The organism is Streptomyces cadmiisoli (assembly GCF_003261055.1).
GTDB lineage: Bacteria > Actinomycetota > Actinomycetes > Streptomycetales > Streptomycetaceae > Streptomyces > Streptomyces cadmiisoli.
The window spans coordinates 6,115,406-6,135,969 of sequence record NZ_CP030073.1; the positions used below are offsets into that span (position 1 = coordinate 6,115,406).

General features: G+C 73.0%; 19 protein-coding genes and 1 riboswitch. Of the genes, 7 read left to right on the forward strand and 12 right to left on the reverse strand.

Features of this window, described 5'->3' with window-relative positions:
- Complete coding sequence (locus tag DN051_RS46620) at positions 1-720, forward strand: hypothetical protein (protein ID WP_246040665.1); 720 nt, start codon at positions 1-3, stop codon at positions 718-720.
- Positions 721-733: 13 nt separating this feature from the next.
- Here the strand turns inward: DN051_RS46620 and DN051_RS26710 are convergent, their stop codons facing one another.
- Positions 734-1,144, reverse strand: coding sequence for a DnaJ family domain-containing protein (locus DN051_RS26710; protein ID WP_053758560.1), 411 nt, complete (start codon positions 1,142-1,144; stop codon positions 734-736).
- Positions 1,145-1,263: 119 nt separating this feature from the next.
- Here DN051_RS26710 and DN051_RS26715 point away from each other — a divergent pair, with 119 nt between their 5' ends.
- Positions 1,264-1,656 (forward strand): hypothetical protein, encoded by a 393-nt coding sequence (locus tag DN051_RS26715; RefSeq protein WP_053758559.1) that lies wholly within the window; start codon positions 1,264-1,266, stop codon positions 1,654-1,656.
- A 33-nt stretch (positions 1,657-1,689) separates the two neighbouring features.
- Here the strand turns inward: DN051_RS26715 and DN051_RS26720 are convergent, their stop codons facing one another.
- Together DN051_RS26720 and proP are read right to left on the reverse strand one after the other, a co-directional pair.
- The gene (locus DN051_RS26720) at positions 1,690-2,361 is read right to left on the reverse strand and encodes an O-methyltransferase (protein WP_053758558.1); all 672 of its coding nucleotides are present in this window, start codon (positions 2,359-2,361) and stop codon (positions 1,690-1,692) included.
- Positions 2,362-2,591: 230 nt separating this feature from the next.
- Positions 2,592-4,049 carry a glycine betaine/L-proline transporter ProP gene (proP, locus tag DN051_RS26725; RefSeq protein WP_246040666.1) on the reverse strand — a complete coding sequence of 486 codons (1,458 nt, stop codon included), beginning with the start codon at positions 4,047-4,049 and terminating at the stop codon, positions 2,592-2,594.
- Positions 4,050-4,435: 386 nt separating this feature from the next.
- Between proP and DN051_RS26730 the strand changes: the two genes are divergently transcribed.
- Positions 4,436-6,487, forward strand: coding sequence for a bifunctional glycosyltransferase 87/phosphatase PAP2 family protein (locus DN051_RS26730; protein ID WP_053758557.1), 2,052 nt, complete (start codon positions 4,436-4,438; stop codon positions 6,485-6,487).
- 49 nt (positions 6,488-6,536) lie between these two features.
- On the opposite strand, the gene DN051_RS26735 is transcribed toward DN051_RS26730, so the two are convergent.
- Positions 6,537-6,956 (reverse strand): ATP-binding protein, encoded by a 420-nt coding sequence (locus DN051_RS26735; protein WP_425471678.1) that lies wholly within the window; start codon positions 6,954-6,956, stop codon positions 6,537-6,539.
- Between the two features lie 92 nt (positions 6,957-7,048).
- On the opposite strand from DN051_RS26735, the gene DN051_RS26740 reads away from it, so the two are divergent.
- The gene (locus DN051_RS26740) at positions 7,049-7,900 is read left to right on the forward strand and encodes a helix-turn-helix domain-containing protein (protein ID WP_053758556.1); all 852 of its coding nucleotides are present in this window, start codon (positions 7,049-7,051) and stop codon (positions 7,898-7,900) included.
- Positions 7,860-8,141 carry a DUF397 domain-containing protein gene (locus DN051_RS26745; protein WP_079000771.1) on the forward strand — a complete coding sequence of 94 codons (282 nt, stop codon included), beginning with the start codon at positions 7,860-7,862 and terminating at the stop codon, positions 8,139-8,141. The genes DN051_RS26740 and DN051_RS26745 overlap by 41 nt, the downstream gene beginning before the upstream one ends.
- On the opposite strand, the gene DN051_RS26750 is transcribed toward DN051_RS26745, so the two are convergent.
- Entirely contained in the window at positions 8,125-9,294 is a 1,170-nt protein-coding gene (locus tag DN051_RS26750) for a steroid 3-ketoacyl-CoA thiolase (protein WP_053758555.1), read from the reverse strand. The genes DN051_RS26745 and DN051_RS26750 overlap by 17 nt on opposite strands.
- Before the next feature lie 221 nt (positions 9,295-9,515).
- Between DN051_RS26750 and DN051_RS26755 the strand changes: the two genes are divergently transcribed.
- Positions 9,516-10,751, forward strand: coding sequence for a cytochrome P450 (locus DN051_RS26755; protein ID WP_053758627.1), 1,236 nt, complete (start codon positions 9,516-9,518; stop codon positions 10,749-10,751).
- A 151-nt stretch (positions 10,752-10,902) separates the two neighbouring features.
- Here DN051_RS26755 and DN051_RS26760 read toward each other — a convergent pair whose 3' ends face one another.
- The 7 genes from DN051_RS26760 to DN051_RS26790 all read right to left on the reverse strand — a co-directional run bounded on the left by DN051_RS26760 (position 10,903) and on the right by DN051_RS26790 (position 18,909).
- A complete protein-coding gene (locus tag DN051_RS26760; RefSeq protein ID WP_112439644.1) occupies positions 10,903-11,319 on the reverse strand; it encodes an aggregation-promoting factor C-terminal-like domain-containing protein in 417 nt (138 codons plus the stop codon).
- Between the two features lie 334 nt (positions 11,320-11,653).
- A complete protein-coding gene (locus DN051_RS26765; RefSeq protein WP_053758553.1) occupies positions 11,654-12,526 on the reverse strand; it encodes an ECF transporter S component in 873 nt (290 codons plus the stop codon).
- Complete coding sequence (locus tag DN051_RS26770) at positions 12,523-14,436, reverse strand: ABC transporter ATP-binding protein (protein WP_112439645.1); 1,914 nt, start codon at positions 14,434-14,436, stop codon at positions 12,523-12,525. Before DN051_RS26770 ends, DN051_RS26765 begins: the two co-directional genes overlap by 4 nt.
- Positions 14,433-15,596 (reverse strand): CbiQ family ECF transporter T component, encoded by a 1,164-nt coding sequence (locus DN051_RS26775; protein WP_053758551.1) that lies wholly within the window; start codon positions 15,594-15,596, stop codon positions 14,433-14,435. The genes DN051_RS26770 and DN051_RS26775 overlap by 4 nt, the downstream gene beginning before the upstream one ends.
- Entirely contained in the window at positions 15,589-16,263 is a 675-nt protein-coding gene (locus DN051_RS26780) for an SCO2322 family protein (protein ID WP_053758550.1), read from the reverse strand. The genes DN051_RS26775 and DN051_RS26780 overlap by 8 nt, the downstream gene beginning before the upstream one ends.
- Complete coding sequence (locus DN051_RS26785; RefSeq protein ID WP_112439646.1) at positions 16,260-17,498, reverse strand: SCO2321 family membrane protein; 1,239 nt, start codon at positions 17,496-17,498, stop codon at positions 16,260-16,262. The genes DN051_RS26780 and DN051_RS26785 overlap by 4 nt, the downstream gene beginning before the upstream one ends.
- A 135-nt stretch (positions 17,499-17,633) precedes the next feature.
- A riboswitch (cobalamin riboswitch) is annotated at positions 17,634-17,777 on the reverse strand.
- A 106-nt stretch (positions 17,778-17,883) separates the two neighbouring features.
- The gene (locus DN051_RS26790) at positions 17,884-18,909 is read right to left on the reverse strand and encodes a Strvi_7410 family MBL fold metallo-hydrolase (RefSeq protein ID WP_053758548.1); all 1,026 of its coding nucleotides are present in this window, start codon (positions 18,907-18,909) and stop codon (positions 17,884-17,886) included.
- A 197-nt stretch (positions 18,910-19,106) separates the two neighbouring features.
- Between DN051_RS26790 and DN051_RS26795 the strand changes: the two genes are divergently transcribed.
- Positions 19,107-20,564: an aldehyde dehydrogenase gene (locus DN051_RS26795; RefSeq protein WP_053758547.1), complete on the forward strand. Its 1,458-nt coding sequence runs from the start codon at positions 19,107-19,109 to the stop codon at positions 20,562-20,564.

Sequence of the window (20,564 nt, forward strand, 5' to 3'; positions counted from 1 at the left end):
ATGACCGACGCGAAACGCCCCACGGGCGGCGACCCGGCCGACGAGCCCGGCCGCCCGGGACGGCGCGAGGACCTGACGGGCCGTGAGACCGCGCGGACCGAGGGCGCGGCGGACGGTCGGCGCGGCGCGGCGCCGGGAGGTACGGAGTCGGGGGCCGGTGGGAAATCGGTGACCGCCGCGGGCGGCGAGGCACGAGGGACCGCGCAGGCCCCTGAGAGCGCGGCCGCCCCGGTGGGCCGCGAGACCTCCGCCGCCCCGGTGAGCCCCAAGTCCTCCGGTGCCCCCGTGGCCCCGGAGAGCCCCCCGGCCTCGGCGGCGCCCGCGACCCCCGAGAGCCCGGCCCCCGCGGCCCCCGAGAGCCCCGCCGCCCCCGCGACCGCCGCAGGGCCTGGTGCCCGGTCGGCCCCGGCGCGTCCCGCCGCGTCCTCGGCCCGTACGGCGCCGCTCCTGCCGCACGACGAGACCGACAAGCTCGCGCAGCGGTTGCAGCACGCGGTCGCCGGATTCGTGGACGCCCCCCGGGCCGCCGTCGAGGAGGCCGACCAGGTGCTGGAGGAGATCGCCGGCCGCTTCACCGAAGCCGTGGCCCGACGGCGCCGCACCCTGCGCGGGTCCTGGCAGGCCGCGGAGGAGGGCGCGACCGCGACCACCGACACCGAACAGCTCCGGCTGGCGCTGCGGGACTACCGCGAACTCGCCGACCGGCTGCTGCGCCACTGACAGGCGCAGGGCGCTACCCGTCCGCCGTCCGGCTCTCCCGCCAACTGCGTACGACGTCCTCGACGTCGTACGGCTTCAGACCCAGCGGGGGGCCGGGCGGCGGCTTGTACATCATGTCGCGGATCTTGACGTTGATGTCTTCGACGATCTTGCGTACCACGCGTTCGGAGGGTGCCTGGGCCGCGGCCACGAGCGCGTCCTCCGCCTCCTTGCGCAGGGCGAGCGTGGGCGGCAGGACGGACACGCCCTCCAGAACCAGCTTCCGCTTGATCCACCACTGGTCGTCGTAGGCCGACTCGAGGTCCTTCGGCAGCGGCTTGCCCGCGCCCGGCAGGTGCGCGAAGTCGCCGCGTGCCTCGGCGTCGCGGATCTGCCTGTCCGTCCAGGACTCGAAGCTCACGCCTGGTGGCTTTCGCTCGGTCATGAGGCCATTGTGCCGGACGCCATGCCGCCGGGCGATTTATCATGCGGCGGCGGCGGGCCAACCAGTCCGCCGGGCAAGGGCGTTGAGCTCAGCGCAGAACGTGACAAAAGGAGCCGCACGTGCTCGAACTGACCATGGCCACCGTGTCCGGGGCGGAGGCGGGTGCCACGGCCGGCATGCTCATGGCCGACGCGCCCAGTGAGCCGGGTGCGGTGCTGCGAGTGGGCCGGGACAGGTCCGTGTGCCGGCTCGGGACGCCCGACGACTGGCTGTTCGTGTCGCGGGTCCACCTGGAGTTCCTGTGCGGGCCGGACGGGAACTGGCAGGTGACCTGGTTGCAGGGGTCGCAACCGGATCCGTCCTCCGAGGTCCGGCTGGTGGCGGGCGAGTACGCGCAGCCGCTCGTCTACGGCGGCACCCTGCCGCTGCCCCGGGGCGGCAACGGCGAGATAGTCATCCAGGACCGCACCGCACCGCGCAGTGTGAACGTGGGCTTCTACCACGAGGTGTGAGCGCCGGGGCGGGGCCGGGACGAGGTGCGTCGCTCACGCCAGGACGCGGGCCAGGGCGAAGCCGTCGTAGCCCTTGCTGCCCACGGTCTGGATCGCCGTGCCGGTGAGCCTCGGGTGGGAGGCGATCAGTTCGATGGCGGCGCGGGTGCCCTGGACGTCGGGCTCGGTGCTGCCGGTGTCGACGACGCGACCCCCGCGGACGACGTTGTCGACGACGATCAGGCTGCCGACCCGCGTCAGGCGCAGGGCCCACTCCACGTAGTGGGCGTTGTTGGCCTTGTCGGCGTCGATGAACACCAGGTCGAAGGGCGGCGGGTTCTCGTCGGCGAGCTTGGGCAGCGACTCCAGGGCCGGTCCGAGCCGCACCTCCACGACTCGCTCCAGGCCCGCGCGGGCGATGTTGCGGGCGGCGACCTCGGCGTGCTTGCCGCTGTACTCCAGTGAGATCAGCCTGCCGTCGGCGGGGAGCGCGCGGCCCAGCCAGATGGTGCTGTATCCGCCGAGGGTGCCGATCTCGAGGATCGTACGGGCGCCCTGGATCTGGGCCAGGAGCTGGAGCAGCTTGCCCTGCGGGGCAGTGACGTTGACCTGCGGCAGCTCGGCGGCGCGGCTGTCGCGCAGGGCGGCTTCGAGGGGCTCGTCGTCGGGGGAGAGCCGGGTGCGGAAGTAGTCGTCCACGGCGTCCCAGATCTGCGACTCGCTCATGCCGTCTGCCTCTCGTGTGCGGAGCCCGGTCCGGTCGAAGGCGTACGCGGCGCCTCTCAGCAGATGCGCTACCGAAGGTAGTCGCCGGTGGAGGGCTCGGCGAGGGCGGCACGCCGACGGGTGCGGGGCACGGGGCCGCGGGTCGCGCGGCGCGGCGTCCATGAACGCCGCCCGGCATCGGCCCGCACCACCCGTGCCCCGCGCCCCGCACCCACCGGAGCGGCGGTACGTCAGGCCGTCGCCGGCCGCGCCTTCGTGGCCGTCGACGTCGCCGGCTGCGGCTTCGTCGCCGCGGCCGTCGCCGCCTCCAGCTCCGCCGGTTCCAGCGACGGCGGCGAGCCGGGCAGCGGGCGGCCGGCGGACTCCGACATGAACCAGACCGCGACGCCGCCGATCACGGCCGCGGCCATCATGTAGTACGCGGGCATCATCAGGTTGCCGGTCGCGCCGATCAGGGCCGTGACCACCAGCGGGGTCGTGCCGCCGAAGAGGGAGACGGAGATGTTGAAGCCGATGGACAGGGAGCCGTAGCGGACCCGCGTCGGGAAGAGGGCGGGCAGGGCGGACGGCATGGCCGCGGTGAAGCAGACCAGGAGCAGGCCCAGGGCGCCCATGCCGAGCGCGACGGCGAGCAGGCTGCCCTCGCGGATCAGCAGCAGGGCGGGGACGGACAGGACCAGGAAGCCCACGCAGCCCGCCGCGATCACGGGACGGCGGCCGACGCGGTCGGTCAGGGCGCCGGTGAAGGGCTGGGCGATCATCATCAGCACCATGACGCCGAGGACGACCAGCAGGCCGTGCGTCTCGTCGTACCGCAGCTCACTGGTGAGGTAGCTCGGCATGTACGACAGCAGCATGTAGTCGGTGACGTTGAAGACCAGGACCAGGCCCATGCACAGCAGCAGCGCCCGCCACTGGCCGGTGACCATCTCGCGCAGCGGCACCTTCGGACGGTCCGACTCCGCCTTCGCGACCTCGGCGGCGAAGGCGGGGGTCTCCTCCAGGCGCATCCGCAGGTACAGGCCGATGATGCCCATCGGGCCCGCGATCAGGAACGGGATCCGCCAGCCCCAGGAGAGCAGGTCCTCGGTGGACAGCAGGGCGGTCATCAGGGTGACCAGGCCGGCGCCGCCGATGTAGCCGGCGAGCGTGCCGAACTCCAGCCAGCTGCCGAGGAAGCCGCGCCGCCGGTCGGGCGCGTACTCGGCGATGAAGGTGGAGGCACCCGCGTACTCGCCGCCGGTGGAGAAGCCCTGGACGAGGCGGGCGGCCAGCAGCAGGATCGGCGCGCCGACGCCGATCGCGGCGTACGAGGGGATGAGGCCGATCGCGAACGTGCCGATCGCCATCATGATCATCGTGAGGGCGAGGACCCGCTGGCGGCCGATGCGGTCGCCCAGCGGTCCGAAGACCAGGCCGCCCAGCGGGCGGACCAGGAAGGCCGCGGCGAACGCGCCGAAGGTGGAGAGCAGCTGCGCCGTCTGGTTGCTCGACGGGAAGAAGACCTGGCCCAGGGTGACCGCTATGTAGCTGTAGACACCGAAGTCGAACCACTCCATGGCGTTGCCGAGCGCGGCGGCCTTCACGGCGCGCTTGACGAGTGCCGGGTCGGTGACGGTGACGTCGGCGCCGGGGGAGCTGCTGGGGACGGGGGACGGGCGGGGGGCGGGAGCGGTGGCACTCGGCAAAACTCTGCTCGCCTGCCTTTCGACGGGGACGGGGACGGGCCCGTCCGGCGTCGGCGGCGGCAGGCCAAAAAGCGACCATAGGTGCACTTGTCCTGATTACGTGCAGTGGTCGGCTCGCCGCGCGCTGCACGCAAACGGGGTGTGTGCAGGGGTGTCGGCCGTCGCCGGGACGCGCGGCCGGGGCGCCGATTGTGATCCATCTCGCGTCCGGCGGAAGCAACCTGACCCCCCTCCCACTATCGTCTTCCGGACAAAAGGAGAGCAGACGCCAGGTGAAGAGGGGGTTGCCTGCGTCTCCTTCCGGGGGCGATGCGAGCCTCATAGGGTGCGCAGGGGACCCACTTGGGCGACAAGTGGGACAAATCGGGGCGGGAGGCCGACGCGGCGTGGCGAATGCGGAACACAGCGGGAGACCTGCGGGGGTCCTCGCGGCGGGGACGGTCGGCCCGGCGACGGCGCGGCTGCGCGCGGCCCGCCTCGGTCTGTGGCTGGCCGCCGCGATCCTGGCGATACGCCAGATCGCCGTGGTCCTCGGCACACCCAAGGGCGAGCGGCTGACCGATCTGGAGACCTGGGTCGGCCCGCACGGCGTCCTGCACGTGGAGGGCTCGCTGTACGAGTCCACGCGCTTCACCGGTACCCCCTTCAGCGGCCTCGTCCTCAAACCGCTGACCCGCTCCGCCGAGCAGGCGCTCGGCTGGGGCTGGACCTTCGGCACGCTGCTGCTCGTCGTCCTGCTCGGCCTGGTCGCCGCCCGCGCCCTGCCGAAGCCCGTCAGCCGCCGCACCTCGCTGATCGCCGCGCCCGTCGCGATCTGCCTGCTGATGCTGTCGCTGCCGGTGCGCAACGCCTTCTGGCTCGGCCAGACCAGCATCATCCCCGTCCTGCTCGTCCTGCTCGGCTGCCTCGCCGTCCGCGGCGAGCGGGCCGGCGGCCTCCTGATCGGTGTCGCCGCCGCCTTCCAGCCCACCGTGCTGCTGTTCGCGCCGCTGCTGTGGTTCACCGGCCGGCGCCGGGCCGCCGCCTGGCTCGGCGCGACCTTCGCCACCTGCACCGCGCTGGCCTGGGCGGCGATGCCCAGCGACTCCTATACCTACTGGGTGCACCACCTGGCCGGCGTCGGTCTCGGCGGCCGGGCCGACGACCTCGCCAACCAGTCCCTGCACGGCGCGCTGCTGCGCCTCGGCCTGTCCGGGCCGCTGGAGATCGTGCTGTTCCTCGCGGTGGGCTCCGCCGTGGCCGGCCTGGGCCTGCGCCGGGCCGTGCGCTACGCCCGTGACGGCCAGTTGCTGCTCGCCGTCGCCGTCACCGGCTGCGCGGCGGTCGTCGTGGCGCCCACCGCCTGGCAGCACCAGTTGCTGTGGGTGCTCCTCGCGGTCGTCGGCCGGGTCGGGCGACGCGCCTCCGACCGGCTGGTGTGGCCGGTGGCGGTGGTCCTGGTCATGACCCTGCCGGCGAAGATGATCCTGCCGAACATGACCTTCCTGCACCCGCTGCGGGACAACGTCGTACTGCTCGCGGCCATCGCCGCCGCCACCGCCGTGCCGTTCCTGTCGCGCACCTCGCCGTACTATCGCTCGCCCTTGCCCACGGAGTACGCGCCCGCGGTGCCTGCCCGCTGGAAGCACATCCCGCTGCTGCCGTTCCTGCGCCGGGTCCTGGGCCGCCCGAACCTGCTGCTGGAACTCCTTCTCATACGCGTCACCTACGCCGCCTACTCGCAGGTCCGGCTCGCGGCCACCGGCGGCACGATCTCCGGCGGACGGGAGCGGGCGGAGCGGCACGGCGAGCAGATCCTGTCGCTGGAACGGGCTCTGGGCATCGACATCGAGCGCGCCGTCAACCACGCCGTGGTGAAGATCGACTGGCTGCGCCAGTTCTTCGACTTCTACTACACGTCCTTCCACTTCGTGGTCCCGCTGACCGTCCTCGGCGTCCTGTGCTGGCGCCGCCCGGTCGACTACCGGTGGGCCCGTTCGACCCTGGGCCTGACCACGCTGCTCGCTCTCGTCGGCTTCTGGCTCTACCCCCTCGCCCCGCCCCGTCTGATGCCGGACCACGGCATCATCGACACCGTCCACGGCGTCCAGGACTTCTCCCAGCCGGACTACGGCACGCTGACCGCGCTCACCAACCAGTACGCGGCGATGCCGTCACTGCACTTCGGGTGGTCGCTGTGGTGCGGAGTGGTCATCGCGATCGTCGCGCCGAAGGCGTGGATGAAGGCGCTGGGGCTGCTGCACCCCTTCTTCACGCTGTCGGCGATCGTCGCGACCGGCAACCACTGGGTGCTGGACGCGGCCGGCGGCGCGCTCGTGGTGGGTGCCGGGTTCGGGCTGGCGTACGTGTTCCAGGGGCCGCGGGCGCGCGAGGCGAAACCGGTCGCCGCCGTCGACACGCAGCGGCAGCCCGACCCGGAGAAGACACCGAGCGGCTAGTGCCGTGGCGCCGGCCGCTGGGTGTACGGGGCCGGCCTTCGGGTGGACCTCAGGTGGCCCCGCACTCGAACCACACGGTCTTGCCGTTCAACGGCCCGCGGACCACGCCCCACTTGTCGACCAACGCGTCCAGCAGGACGAGCCCGCGCCCGCCCTCCGCCTCCGGCGACAACTCCGGCGGGGTCTGCGGAAGCCGGGGAGAGCCGTCCGCGACCTCCACCCGCACCCCCGCCGCCAGCCGCCGGACCAGTAACGTGCAGCGGCGGTCCGGCACGTGGCGGACGACGTTGGCGACCAGCTCGGTGACGGCCAGCTCCATGGCGTCCGTCAGCTCCGTCATGTCCCACTCGGCCAGCAGCGAGCGGACGATCCGGCGGATGTGCCGCGCCGAGTGCTCACTGACCGTGAGGCTCATGCGGTACTGGACGGGGTGGGGGGTGAGGAAGGCCGCGGCGATGTATTCGTTCACACCACGAGGCTGGCCTGCGGTCACTACGCTGGGCTACGAATCCGATACAACACGTCCAGCTGTGGGCGCAGTTGCGTGAGAGGGGACCCAGAGTGACCCACATCAACGCCCTCGACCCGGGCGCGTCGCCGCTCGACTACTACGGCTTCGAGTTGCGGCGCCTTCGTGAGGCGGCGGGCCTGACACAGCGGCAACTCGGCGAGATCGTCAACTACACCGGCTCACTGGTGGGCCAGATCGAGACGGCGCGAAAGGTTCCGACCCTGGAGTTCAGCGAACGGGTGGATGCGGCGCTGGGGACGGACGGATTGTTATCCCGGCTGGTTGAACTGGTGTTGCGTAACCAACTGCCGGCGTGGTTTCGACAGGTGGCCGAGTTGCAGGCGCGGGCTGTCGAGATCTATTCCTTCGAGACGCACATGGTGCACGGGCTCTTTCAGACCGCGGCCTACGCGCGTGCCGTACTTGGCGTGCTGGACCAGACACACCTTGACGACCGGACGGCCGTACGACTGGCGCGTCAGCGCATCTTCGACAAGGAGGAGGCTCCCGTCGTTTGGGCGGTTCTGAGTCAGGCCGCGCTGTATCAAGAGATCGGTGGCTCGGCCACCATGCGGGCGCAATTGGCGCACCTGCTGTCGTTCGAGGGAACCCCCCGGATCAACATCCAAGTGCTGCCGTTCTCGGCAGGAGCGCACACAGGGCTACAAGGCTCATTCGACCTCTACCGATTCGAGCGTGACCCAGCCATCGTTTACACCGAGGGCTACGGCGGCAGCGGGCATCCCACTGCCAACCGGGCCACCGTCAAAAAGTGCTCGCTCCGTTACGATCATCTTCAAGCCGCCGCGCTCTCCCTCAGGGATTCGGCGGAGTTGATCCGGCGAGTGATGGAGGAACGCTATGCGGAGCAACGCGATTCCGACGGGGATCCAGTGGCGTAAGTCCAGCTACAGCAGTGATCAGGGCGGTGATTGCGTTGAGTGCGCCCCACTCAGCGGCGATCTGGCCTGGCGCAAGTCCAGCTACAGCGGCGACGAAGGCGGCAACTGCGTAGAGATCGCCGAAGCTCCCTGCGCAGTCGCCGTCCGCGACTCCAAGACCCCCACCGGCCCGGTGATGTCCGTCGCCCCCGCCGCCTTCACCGCGTTCGTCTCCTGGGCCTCGGCTACAGCCGCTGGATGATCGTCCCGGTCGCCAGACCGCCCCCCGCGCACATCGTCACCAGCGCGAACTCCTTGTCCGTGCGCTCCAGTTCATGCAGGGCCGTGGTGATGAGCCGGGCGCCCGTCGCTCCGACCGGGTGCCCGAGGGCGATCGCACCGCCGTTGACGTTGACCTTGTCCAGGTCCTGCTCGAAGACCTGGGCCCAGCTCAGCACCACGGACGCGAACGCTTCGTTGATCTCGACCAGGTCGATGTCCTTCAGGGACATGCCCGCCTTGCCCAGCACCGTGCGCGTCGCGTCGATCGGCCCGTCGAGGTGGAAGTGCGGGTCGGCGCCGACCAGCGCCTGCGCCACGATCCGTGCGCGCGGCTTCAGTTTCAGCGCCCGTGCCATCCGCTTCGACGCCCACAGGACGGCTGCCGCGCCGTCCGAGATCTGCGAGGAGTTGCCCGCGGTGTGCACCGCGGTCGGCATGATCGGCTTCAGTCCGGCCAGTGCCTCGGGCGAGGTGTCGCGCAGCCCCTCGTCGCGGTCGACCAGGCGCCACATGCCCTGACCGGCGTGCTGCTCCTCCTCGGTGGTGGGGACCTGCACGGCGAACGTCTCGCGCTTGTACCGCTCCTCGGACCACGCGTTCGCGGCCCGCTGCTGGGAGAGGAGTCCCAGCGCGTCGACGTTCTCGCGGGTCAGGCCCCGGTGCCGGGCGATGCGCTCGGCGGCCTGGAACTGGTTGGGCAGGTCCACGTTCCACTCGTCGGGGAACGGTTTCCCGGGCCCGTGCTTGGATCCCGAGCCGAGCGGTACCCGCGACATCGACTCGACCCCGCACGAGATCCCCACGTCGATCACGCCTGCCGCGATCATGTTGGCGACCATGTGGGAGGCCTGCTGCGAGGAGCCGCACTGGCAGTCGACCGTGGTGGCCGCGGTCTCGTACGGCAGACCCATGGTCAGCCAGGCCGTGCGGGCGGGGTTCATGGACTGCTCGCCGGCGTGGGTGACGGTGCCGCCGACGATCTGCTCGACGCAGTCGGCGGGGATGCCGGTGCGGCCGAGGAGTTCGCGGTAGGTCTCGCCCAGGAGATAGGCGGGGTGCAGATTGGCGAGCGCGCCGCCGCGCTTGCCGATGGGGGTGCGTACGGCTTCGACGATGACGGGTTCGGCGGCCATGGGGGCGGTCCTCTCGTCCAGAACCAGTAACTAGTACGTGTTCTAGTTCTGTGTGCAGTCTGCTGACGTGACGCGCGTGGCCGCAAGGGTCCTGCACGCGATTCGGCAGCAATTCGAGGTGCCGTACCCCTTGCTACTTATAGAACCCGTTACTACCTTCTCGGCGATTCCGTGTTCTGATGCACCGTCAGATCGCCCTCGTCAGATGGCTGGAGCCGCCGATGCCCTGTCCAGCGCTTCCCGACGGGTTCGACTTCACCGACCCCGATCTGCTGCACCACCGTGTGCCCCTCCCGGAGTTCGCCGAGCTGCGCCGGGTCGAACCGGTCCGCTGGATCGCCCAGCCCGCGGGGCTCGCCGGCTTCCAGGACGAGGGCTACTGGGCCGTCACCCGGCACGCCGACGTCAAGTACGTCTCCACTCACCCCGAGCTGTTCTCCTCGACCCTCAACACCGCGATCATCCGCTTCAACGAGCACATCGAGCGCGACGCGATCGACGCCCAGCGGCTGATCCTGCTCAACATGGACCCGCCCGAGCACACCCGGGTCCGCCAGATCGTGCAGCGCGGGTTCACGCCGCGGGCCATCCGCGGGCTGGAGGAGCGGCTGCGGGCGCGGGCGCACGCGATCGTGGAGAACGCCCGCGGGCACTCCGACCCCTTCGACTTCGTCACCGAGGTCGCCTGTGAACTGCCCCTCCAGGCGATAGCGGAGCTGATCGGCATCCCGCAGGACGACCGGTCGAAGATCTTCGACTGGTCCAACAAGATGATCGCCTACGACGACCCGGAGTACGCCATCACCGAGGAGGTCGGCGCCGAGTCGGCCACCGAGCTGATCGCGTACGCCATGAACATGGCCGCCGACCGCAAGCAGTGCCCGGCCAAGGACATCGTGTCCACGCTGGTCGCGGCGGAGGACGAGGGAAACCTGGGCTCGGACGAGTTCGGCTTCTTCGTGCTGATGCTGTCCGTGGCGGGCAACGAGACCACCCGCAACGCCATCACCCACGGTATGCACGCCTTCCTCACGCACCCCGGGCAGTGGGAGCTGTACAAGAGGGAGCGGCCCTCGACGACGGCCGAGGAGATCGTGCGCTGGGCGACCCCCGTCGTCTCCTTCCAGCGCACGGCGACCCAGGACACCGAGCTGGGCGGCAAGCGGATCAGGAAGGGTGACCGGGTCGGCATCTTCTACGCCTCCGCCAACCACGACCCGGAGGTCTTCACCGACCCCGGCGCCTTCGACATCACCCGCGACCCGAACCCCCACCTCGGCTTCGGCGGCGGAGGCCCGCACTACTGCCTCGGCAAGTCCCTCGCCGTCCTGGAGATCGACCTCATCTTCAACGCCATCGCGGACGCCATGCCCGGACTGCGCCTGGCCGGTGATCCGCGCCGGCTGCGTTCCGCCTGGATCAACGGGGTGAAGGAGCTGCGGGTCAGTGTGAGCTGACCGGCCGGTGAGCGCCGATCGCCCGCGCCGTCGGTGTGCGCGGGCACGGCGAAGGCGGCGGCCCCGGGGATCGGGGGCCGCCGCCTTCGGTCTGCCGCTCTGCGGCCGGGCCGGGTCCGGCTCGGCGTGGTCCGGCTCAGCGAGGTCCGGCTCAGTACCAGCCGTTCGCCTGCCAGAAGCTCCAGGCGCCCGCGGGGCTGCCGTAGCGGGAGTTCATGTAGTCCAGACCCCACTTGATCTGGGTCTTGGCGTTGGTCTTCCAGTCCGCGCCGGCGGCGGCCATCTTCGAACCCGGCAGGGCCTGGACCAGGCCGTAGGCGCCGGAGGACGGGTTGGTGGCGTTGACGTCCCAGCCGCTCTCATGCTGAACGATCTTGCTGAACGCGTGGTACTGCGAGGCGTTCGGGATCATCTGCTTCGCGATCGCCTGGGCCTGGGTCGCGGAAGCCATGGGTGCGGCCTGGGCCGGGGCGGCGCTGAGCGCCATTCCGGCGGCAGCGGCGGCGACGGCGACACCCGTGAAGGCCTTCTTCGGGGAAGCGACACGACGGAGCAGGGAGGCGGACATGTGAAGCCTTTCGTCGGGGACGGGGCGGTCGCGGCAGACCGGGGACCACGTCGGACGCGGTGGGTATGCGTTGGCGCCGCGGCCCTGGTGGGCTCGTGGCGCCGTGCGACGTCATCCAGAGAAGCAGCCCGACCAGGGGTCCGCAATGACCCCTTTTACTAGTTGTGGTCGCATCCGCTCCAAAGGTCCTTGATGTGACCTGGATCTCAAAGCCCAGGTCAGAGGCCGCGACGACGCGAGCATGACAGCCGATCGGATCTACGATCCGACTTCGTAGGTGATGTGCGTCATGTGGGGTGCTTCACCGCTCGGGCCACGGTCCGCGCACAACCCCTCACGGTGCGGGAGCGTCGAATGTGACCGGCGTCTCGAACGCGGCCCTTCTGGTGGCCCGGCGCAGCGCCTTGAGGACCGCCGGACCGAGCAGCGCGGTCAGGAGGACCGTCACCAGGGCGCGCCCCAGGTCCCAGCCGAGCGAGGTGGCCAGGCAGTAGGCCACGAAACGGGCCAGGTTGGCGGGGACCCCGGCGTCCGGGTCGAAGGCGACGTTCGAGGCCAGGGCGCTCATGAAGGGCCAGCCCGCCAGATTCATGATCGTGCCGTAGGCGAAGGCGGCGAGGAAGCCGTAGACGGCCAGCATCAGCAGCTCGCCGCGACCGCGCAGCCGGTCCGGGCCCGGCAGCAGGCCCGCGCCCATCGTGAACCAGCCCATGGCCAGCATCTGGAACGGCATCCACGGCCCCACCCCGCCGGTGAGCAGCGCGGACGCGAACATCGTCACCGAGCCCAGGACGAACCCGAAGCCCGGTCCGAGGACCCGCCCGCTCAGCACCATCAGGAAGAACATCGGCTCGATGCCCGCCGTCCCGGCACCGATCGGCCGCAGCGCCGCGCCCGTGGCCGCCAGCACGCCCAGCATCGCCACGGCCTTGGGGCCGAGCCCCGACTCGGAGATCGTCGCCGTGACCACCGCGACCAGCAGCACCAGCAGGGCCGCGAACAGCCAGGGGGCGTCCTGCGCGTGGGCCGCGATCGTGGAGGTCGGCGGCGCCAGGAAGGGCCAGCAGAACGCGGCCAGGCCCACCGCGCCGACCAGTACGAGCGCGGCGACCGAGCGGGGGCCGAGCCGGACGGCCCGCGCCTGGCGCACCCGCGGCGTCCGGGGGGCGGGCGCGGTCCGGGGCGTGCCGGAGGACCGGGCGGTCATGCCAGTGCCTCCCGGACCTGGGCGACGGTGAGCCACCGCTGCGGGGCGAGGATCTTGGTGACCTGCGGTGCGAAAGAGGGGGAGGAGACCACCACGTCCGCCGTCGGACCGTCCGCGATCACCTCGCCCTCGGCGAGCAGCACCACCCGGTGCGCCAGCTCGGCGGCCAGCTCGACGTCGTGCGTGGCGAGCACGATCGCGTGCCCGTCGGCCGCCAGCTCGCGCAGCATCACCACCAGACGGGCCTTCGCCGCGTAGTCCAGACCGCGGGTCGGCTCGTCCAGCAGGAGCAGCGGGGGGCGGCCGGTCAGGACGACGGCGAGGGCCAGCGTGAGGCGCTGGCCCTCGGAGAGGTCGCGCGGGTGCGTGTCGTCGGTGATCCCGGGAAGGAGGCCGCTCACCAGGTCGCGGCAGGTGCCCGGTGCCGCGCCCGCGTCGGTGTCCGCCGCCGCGCACTCGGCGGCGACGGTGTCGGCGTAGAGCAGGTCCCGCGGTTCCTGCGGCACGAGGCCCACCCTGCGTACGAGATCGCGGGGCGCGGTGCGGTGCGGGACGGCGCCACCGACCCGGACCGTGCCGGCGGCCGGTTCGACCAGCCCGACCAGGGCCGACAGCAGCGTGGACTTGCCGGCGCCGTTGCGGCCCATCAGGGCGATCGTCTCGCCGGGGGAGACGGTGAGGTCGACCCGGCGCAGGGCCGGGACGCGGCCCCGGCGCACGGCCAGGGAGGCGACCTCGGCGAGGAAAGAGGAGGACGGGGTGGCCGGGGTGTCCCGGGTGCGCCTGCGCAGCAGGCCGCGGCGGGCCGGGGCCTTGCCGGGCGGCGGGGCGGTCGGCGTTGCCAGGGGTCCGGAGCCCTGCCGTTCGTCGCCGCCTGCCGGTGCCGGTGCCGGAGTCGGAGCCGTGCCGGGGCGTGGGCCGGCGGTCGCTTCGACGGGTTCGGAGCCCCGCCGTGGATCGCCGCCCGCCGGGGCCGGTCCCGTGCCGGGCGCTGGGGCCGTCGTCGTTTCGAGGGGTTCGCGGTTCCGCAGCCGGTCGCCGCCCGCCGGTGCCGGGCCCGGTCGCGGGCCGGGTACCACCGCGCGGGGTTCCCGGCCGTCCAGACGGGCGCGCAGTCCGGCGGCCCGGCGGCGGGCGTCGCGCACGGTCAGCGGCAGCGGCGACCAGCCAGCCACCCGGCCCAGGTCCACGACCGGCGGGTACACCGGCGACCCGGCCATCACGTCGGCGGGGGCGCCGAGCAGCGGGGCGGCGCCCGGGGCGGGCAGCAGTACCACCTGGTCGGCGTACTGGACGACCCGTTCCAGGCGGTGCTCGGCCATCAGCACCGTCGTCCCCAGGTCGTGCACGAGCCGCTGGAGAACGGCGAGGACCTCCTCGGCCGCGGCCGGGTCCAGCGCGGAGGTCGGCTCGTCGAGGACCAGCACGCTCGGATGCGGGGTGAGGACCGAGCCGATCGCGACGCGCTGCTGCTGGCCGCCGGAGAGAGTGGCGAGCGCGCGGTCGCGCAGATCGGCGAGGCCGAGCAGGTCCAGCGTCTCCTCGACCCGGCGGCGCATGACGTCCGGGGGAAGGCCCAGCGACTCCATGCCGTAGGCGAGTTCGTCCTCCACGGTGTCCGTCACGAAGTGGGACAGCGGGTCCTGGCCCACCGTGCCGACGACGTCGGCGAGCTCGCGCGGCTTGTGCGTACGGGTGTCCCGGCCCGCGACGGTGACCCGGCCGCGCAGCGTGCCGCCGGTGAAGTGCGGGACCAGCCCGCTCACCGCGCCGAGCAGGGTGGACTTGCCGACCCCCGACGGACCGACCAGGAGGACGAGTTCGCCCTCCGGGACCTCGAAGTCGACACCCCGCACGGACGGTTCGACCGCCCCGTCGTAGGTCACGGAGACGTCCTCGAAGCGGATCATGAGGGTTCCTCGGGTGCGGCGGGACGGTCGGGTGCGGGGGTGACGAACGCCGGGAGCAGGCCGAGCAGGACGGCCGCCGCCGGCCACAGCGGCAGAGTGGGGGCGACCAGCGGCACCACGCCCGGATGCAGCGCCGCCGGGTCCGCGGCGGCGGCCAGCGCGACCAGCGCGGCGACCGCGGCACCGGACCCGGCGACCAGAAAGGCGGGCAGGTCCCAGGTGTCGGGGCGGTAGCGGGTGCGCAGCGAGCGGCGCCCGCCCAGCCACAGCCCGCCGAGCGCCGCGCCGACCCCGGCCAGCAGCACCGGCAGTCCGTACGTGCCGCCCTGCGCGGTCAGCAGCCCGTACGTCCCCGCGCAGACGCCGAGCAGCCCGCACAGGGTGAGGGCCGCGGTCGTACGGCGGACGGCGGCGGGCACCCGGGCGGTACGGCCGTAGCCGCGGGCGTCCATCGCGGCGGCCAGGGCGACGGAGCGTTCCAGGGCGCCCTCCAGGACGGGCAGTCCGACCTGCGCGAGGCCGCGCACCCCGCGGTCGGGGCGCCCGCGCAGCCGGCGGGCGGCGCGCAGCCGCCGGACGTCGGCGATGAGGTGCGGCGCGAACGTCATGGCGACGACGACCGCGACACCGGTCTCGTACAGCGCGCCGGGCAGCGACTTGAGCAGGCGGGACGGGCTCGCCAGGGCGTTCGCGGCGCCCACGCAGATCAACAGGGTGGCCAGCTTCAGACCGTCGTAGAGCGCGAAGACCAGCGTCTCGGCGGTCACCCGGCCGCCCAGGCGGATGCCCTGCGCCCAGTCGGGGAGGGGGACTTCGGGCAGGGTGAGCAGGGTGTGCGTGCCCGGGATGGGTGAGCCCAGCGCGACGGCGAAGACGAGGCGGATCGCGAGGACGGCCAGGGCCAGTTTGAGGAACGCGCCGTAGGAGCGGGACCAGGGGGTGTTCGGCCGCCGGGCCGCCACCACGTAGGCGGAGACCGCGACGAGCAGGGTGAGCAGAAGGGGATTGGTGGTGCGGGTGGCCGCGGTGCCCAGGGCCAGGGACCACAGCCACCACGCGCCGGGGTGGACGGAGGCGCCGCGCCGGGGCCGGGGCGCGGGCGCGCCGGCGGCCCGGCCCCGCGGGGCGCCGACGCCCGCGCCGCGGGTGCCGCTACGCATCCCCGCGCCGGCGCATCTGCCACACCGCCGCCGCGCCGAGCACCGCCACCGCGGCGGCTCCCGCCAGCACGCCGACCGAAGGCCCCCCGCCGTCCGCGTCCCGCTCGCTCTTCGCGCCGGTCGCCCGCCCCTGCGCGGCAGCGGCCGGTTCGCTGCCCCCGTTGCCCGCCGCCACCTGTTCGCCGCAGCCGCGCCGCGGATAGCCCGCGATGGCGCACAGCAGGGCGGCGGAGTCGTAGCGCAGCGGCCGGGCCACGGCCGCCAGGGCCTCGGCGGTCGTCGCGTCGGGGGCGACGCGGGCGCAGGCCGTGCGCGCGGGCGGCGGGGTCTCGCCGGACGGGGCGTCCGCGGCCGTGCCGAAGTCGAGGACGAGGGCCACCCGCTTGTGGCCCTCGCGCGCGGGCGTCCCGGCGCACACGGTCTTGAAGTCGGCCGTGCCGCGGGGCTGCGCGGAATCCTGGGAGTCCTCGCTCACCGAGAAACGGAAACCCTGGACGTCGCCGTCGGCGGGCCGGGCGAGGGAGGGGCCCTGTGTGGCGTACGTCCACCGGTCGCCGTCGCGGTCCCAGAAGGACCAGTAGCGGTACCCGACCGCCTGGGCCTGGCCGGCGCCGCCGGCCAGGACGACCAGGCACGCGGTCAGGAGCAGCACGGCCCGCCGTATCACGGCCGCCGCCCCTTGTTGCGGCCGCTGATCAGGAAGCCGATGCCGATACCGGCGACGAGGCCGACACCGACGATCCACCACACGCCGGCACCGTCGTCCGAGTCGGCCTCGGTCTCGGACCCGGACGACTCGGCCTCGGGGGACGGGTCGGCCGCGCGCGGCGCCGGGCCGGTCGCGTTGAGGCGCTGGACCAGGTCGGTGCCGCCGAAGTCACGGGGGTCGGTGCCGGTGGCGTGGGCGGCGAAGACGAGTTGGGCGTAGGCGGACGGGCCGCCCTGCGCGGCCCATTCGGGGCCGTTCCGCTCCAGCCAGGCCAGCGGCTTCGCGGCCCGCTCGGCGCCGCCCTGCGCGGCGAGCGCGACGACGGCGTCGGCGGTGTTGCCGACGTCCGGCTGGTCCTCGGCGCCGGCGAGGGCGGACATGAGGTGACCGTCCTTCTTCACGGCCTGCGCGAGATAGGCGGCGCCGCCGGCGGCGGCCTGCTCCGGGGTGGGGTCGCCCTCGGCGCACGAGGCGTCGGCGGCCTTCTCCGCCGCCGGGGCGGCCAGGCCCTCGCCGAGGGCGCCGATCACCGCAGCCGCCGTCGCGTCGGCGTCGGCCGCCAGCGCGCCCTTCTTGTCCGGCTGGTAGGCGAAGGCGCCGCCGCCGTCCTCGTCGCAGGGGACGGACAGGGAGAGCAGCGCGTCGTAGGGGGACTTGCCGCCCTTGACGACGTCGCGCGGCTGCTCGCCGACGGCGGTGAGGGCGCCGACGACCAGGGAGGTGGAGTTGGCGTCGCTGGGTCCGCCCGCGGTGTAACCCCAGCCGCCGTCCGCCGCTTGAGCCGACTTCAGCCAGGTGACGGCCTTGCCGGTGACGGCCTCGTGCCCGCCGAGCGCGGCGAGGGCCTGCACCGCGGCGGCCGTCATGTTGGTGTCGACCGGGGTCTTGGCGTCACAGGCCCTGCCGGGGTCGGCGCGGAACGGGGCGAAGGCGCCGCTCGCGCACTGCTGGCCGGTGAGCCAGTCCACCGCCGCGGCGGCCGGTTCGACGCCCACCGTGTCCTGGGCGAGCAGGGCGAGCGACTGACGCCAGACACCGTCGTAGGTCGGGTCGGTGCCGCCGTACAGCCCGGCGGGCTTCGCCACGGACGGCGAGGCCGACGGGGACGGGTCGGCGGCGTGGGCGAACGGGGTCGCGGCGACACCGATCACGGCGGTGGCGGCCAGGACCGCTGCGCTGCGGCGGGCAATCATGATCGGCGGGTGCCTCTCTGAGCTGTCGGGTCCGTCTTCGGCGCGCGACAGCCGGGCAGCACGGGACACCCCCGGGCGGCTCGGCTCCGCATGCCTCGACGGTGCCGCGCACCGGCCGGTTGCCGGTGCGCTTGAGCCGGTTCACGTTCCGCGTGGGGCATTCCGGCTCGCCGGGACCCTCTCGGTCCGGCACACGGCTGCGGGTCAGCGCCGGATTTGCACCGGCTTCCCCCCGTACGGGTGTGATGACGACCCGGCCACTCTACCCGTCCGTAGGAAAGCGGCCGAGGGGCACCGGCCCGGCGGCCGGGCGCGCACGGGGGCGCGGGTTCTCGCGGTGCCGATGCCCGAGCCGCCGCCGGTCCCGGCTTTGGCCCGCGCCGCGTCAGACGCGCACGTACTCCACCGGCTCGGTCCCCGTCACCGCCTCCGCGCGGCCCTGCTTGACCAGGCGCCGCAGATGGGCCTCCGCCTCCGAGACGGCGATGTTCCGCGAACCGTACGGGATCCGGTCCCAGGGGCGGTTCCACTCCATGCGCTCGGCGAGCTGCCAGGGGGTGAGCGGGGTGGCCAGCAGGTCGAGCAGACCGGTCAGCCGCTCCTCGTGGTGGGCCAGCAACTCCCGTACCCGGGCCCCGGTGTCGGCGAACGCGTACTGGTGGGCCGGGAGCACCTCCGCGGGGGCGAGGCGGGCGACGCGCTCCAGGGAGTCGAGGTAGTCGCCGAGGGGGTCGGTGACCGTGGCGTCGTCCGGGTCCTCGTACAGGCCGATGTGCGGGGTGATCTCGGGCAGCAGGTGGTCGCCGGAGAACAGCCGGCCGCGGCCCGGCAGCCGCGCGGGGTGTTGTTCCTCCAGGTGCAGGCACACATGGCCCGGTGTGTGGCCGGGCGTCCAGATCGCGCGCAGCCGGCGGCCGGGCAGGTCGAGCAGTTCGCCGGGGACGATCTCGCGGTCGGGGAGGGCGGGGGACAGGCCGGGCAGCGTGCGCCGGCGGGCGGTGCGCAGCGGCGCGATGTGCTCCTCGGGGGCGCCGGCCGCGGTCAGCTTGGCGGTCATGTAGGAGTACCACCGGTCGGGTCCGGTCTCCCGGGTCCGCCGCACCACGGAGACGTCGGCCGCGTGCATCGCGATCCACGCACCGGACGCCTCGCGCACCCGGCCCGACAGGCCGTGGTGGTCGGGGTGGTGGTGGGTGACGACCACGCCGTGGATCCCGGCCGGCGAGGTGCCGCACGCGGCCAGTCCCGCGGCGAGGGTGTCCCAGGCCGCCGGGTCGTCCCAGCCGGTGTCGACCAGCACGGGGCCGCGGTCGGTGTCGAGGACGTACACCAGTGTGTGGCCGAGCGGGTTGTCCGGGATGGGGACCCGCAGCGACCGCACGCCCGCGCCGTGGTCCGTCACGTCCGTCATGGAACCCCCTGTCGCCGGCCTGCCGCCACTATAACTAGAACAGGTTTCGATGGGAGCCCGAGTCATCCGTTCCGTCGGGCGAGTGCTGTGCGGTCCGTGGACTCCGCAGGGGGGAGCTGGTATCCATCTTCGTAGCCCCCTATCTGATGGGGCGTCAGGAAAAGTCGCAGGGAACGGCCCTCGGGAGGCAGTCGGCCATGACCGAGCTCGTGGAACACGGACAGCTGTTCATCGGCGGGGAGTTGACCGACCCCCTGGGCAAGGACGTCATCGAGGTGGTCTCGCCGCACACCGAGGAGGTCATCGGCCGGGTGCCGCACGCCTCGCCGGCGGACGTCGACCGGGCGGTCGCGGCGGCCCGGCGGGCGTTCGACGACGGCCCCTGGCCCCGGCTCCCGCTCGCGGAACGGATCGCGATCGTCACCCGGATCAAGGACGGCATCGCCGCCCGGCACGACGAGATCGCACGGGTGATCTCCGCCGAGAACGGCTCGCCGTACTCCTGGAGCGTTCTCGCGCAGTCGCTCGCCGCGATGATGGTCTGGGACGCGGCGATCACGGTCGCCCGCGACTTCACCTACGAGGAGACCCGCGCCGGAATCCTCGGGCGGATCCGTGTGCGGCGCGAACCCGTCGGCGTCGTCGCGGCCGTCGTCCCGTGGAACGTCCCGCAGTTCGTCGCCGCAGCCAAGCTCGCGCCCGCGCTGCTCGCCGGCTGCACGGTGGTGCTCAAACCGGCCCCCGAGTCGCCGCTCGACGCCTACCTGCTCGGCGAGATCGCCCAGGAGGCCGGGCTGCCCGAGGGCGTGCTGTCGATCCTCCCGGCGGACCGCGAGGTGAGCGAACACCTCGTCGGGCACCCGGGCGTCGACAAGATCTCCTTCACCGGCTCGGTCGCCGCCGGCAAGCGGGTGATGGAGGTCGCCGCGCGCAACCTCAGCCGCGTGACGCTGGAACTGGGCGGCAAGTCGGCGGCGGTCGTTCTGCCGGACGCGGACGTCGCGACCGCTGTCGCGGGGATCGTCCCGGCGGCCTGGATGAACAACGGACAGGCCTGTGTGGCGCAGACCCGCATCCTGCTGCCCCGCTCGCGCTACGACGAGTTCGCCGACGCCTTCGCGGCCGCCGCGAGCGCCCTGGTGGTCGGCGACCCGATGGACCCGGCCACTCAGGTGGGCCCGCTGGTCGCCCAGCGGCAGCAGCGGCGCAGCCTCGACTACATCCGCATCGGCCAGGAGGAGGGCGCGAAGATCCTCACCGGCGGCGGCCGCCCGCCCGGCCTCGACCGCGGCTGGTACGTGGAGCCCACGCTGTTCGGCGACGTCGACAACTCGATGCGGATCGCGCGCGAGGAGATCTTCGGCCCGGTGATCTGCCTGCTCCCGTACGACGACGAGGCCGACGCGGTGCGGATCGCGAACGACTCCGACTACGGGCTGAGCGGCAGCGTGTGGACCGCGGACGTCGAACGCGGCATCGACGTCGCGTGCAGGGTCCGTACCGGGACCTACTCGGTCAACACCTTCAGCCTCGACATGCTCGGCCCCTTCGGCGGCTACAAGAACTCCGGACTGGGCCGCGAGTTCGGCCCCGAGGGCTACTCCGAGTACCTGGAGCACAAGATGATCCACCTGCCGGCCGGCTGGGAGGGGTAG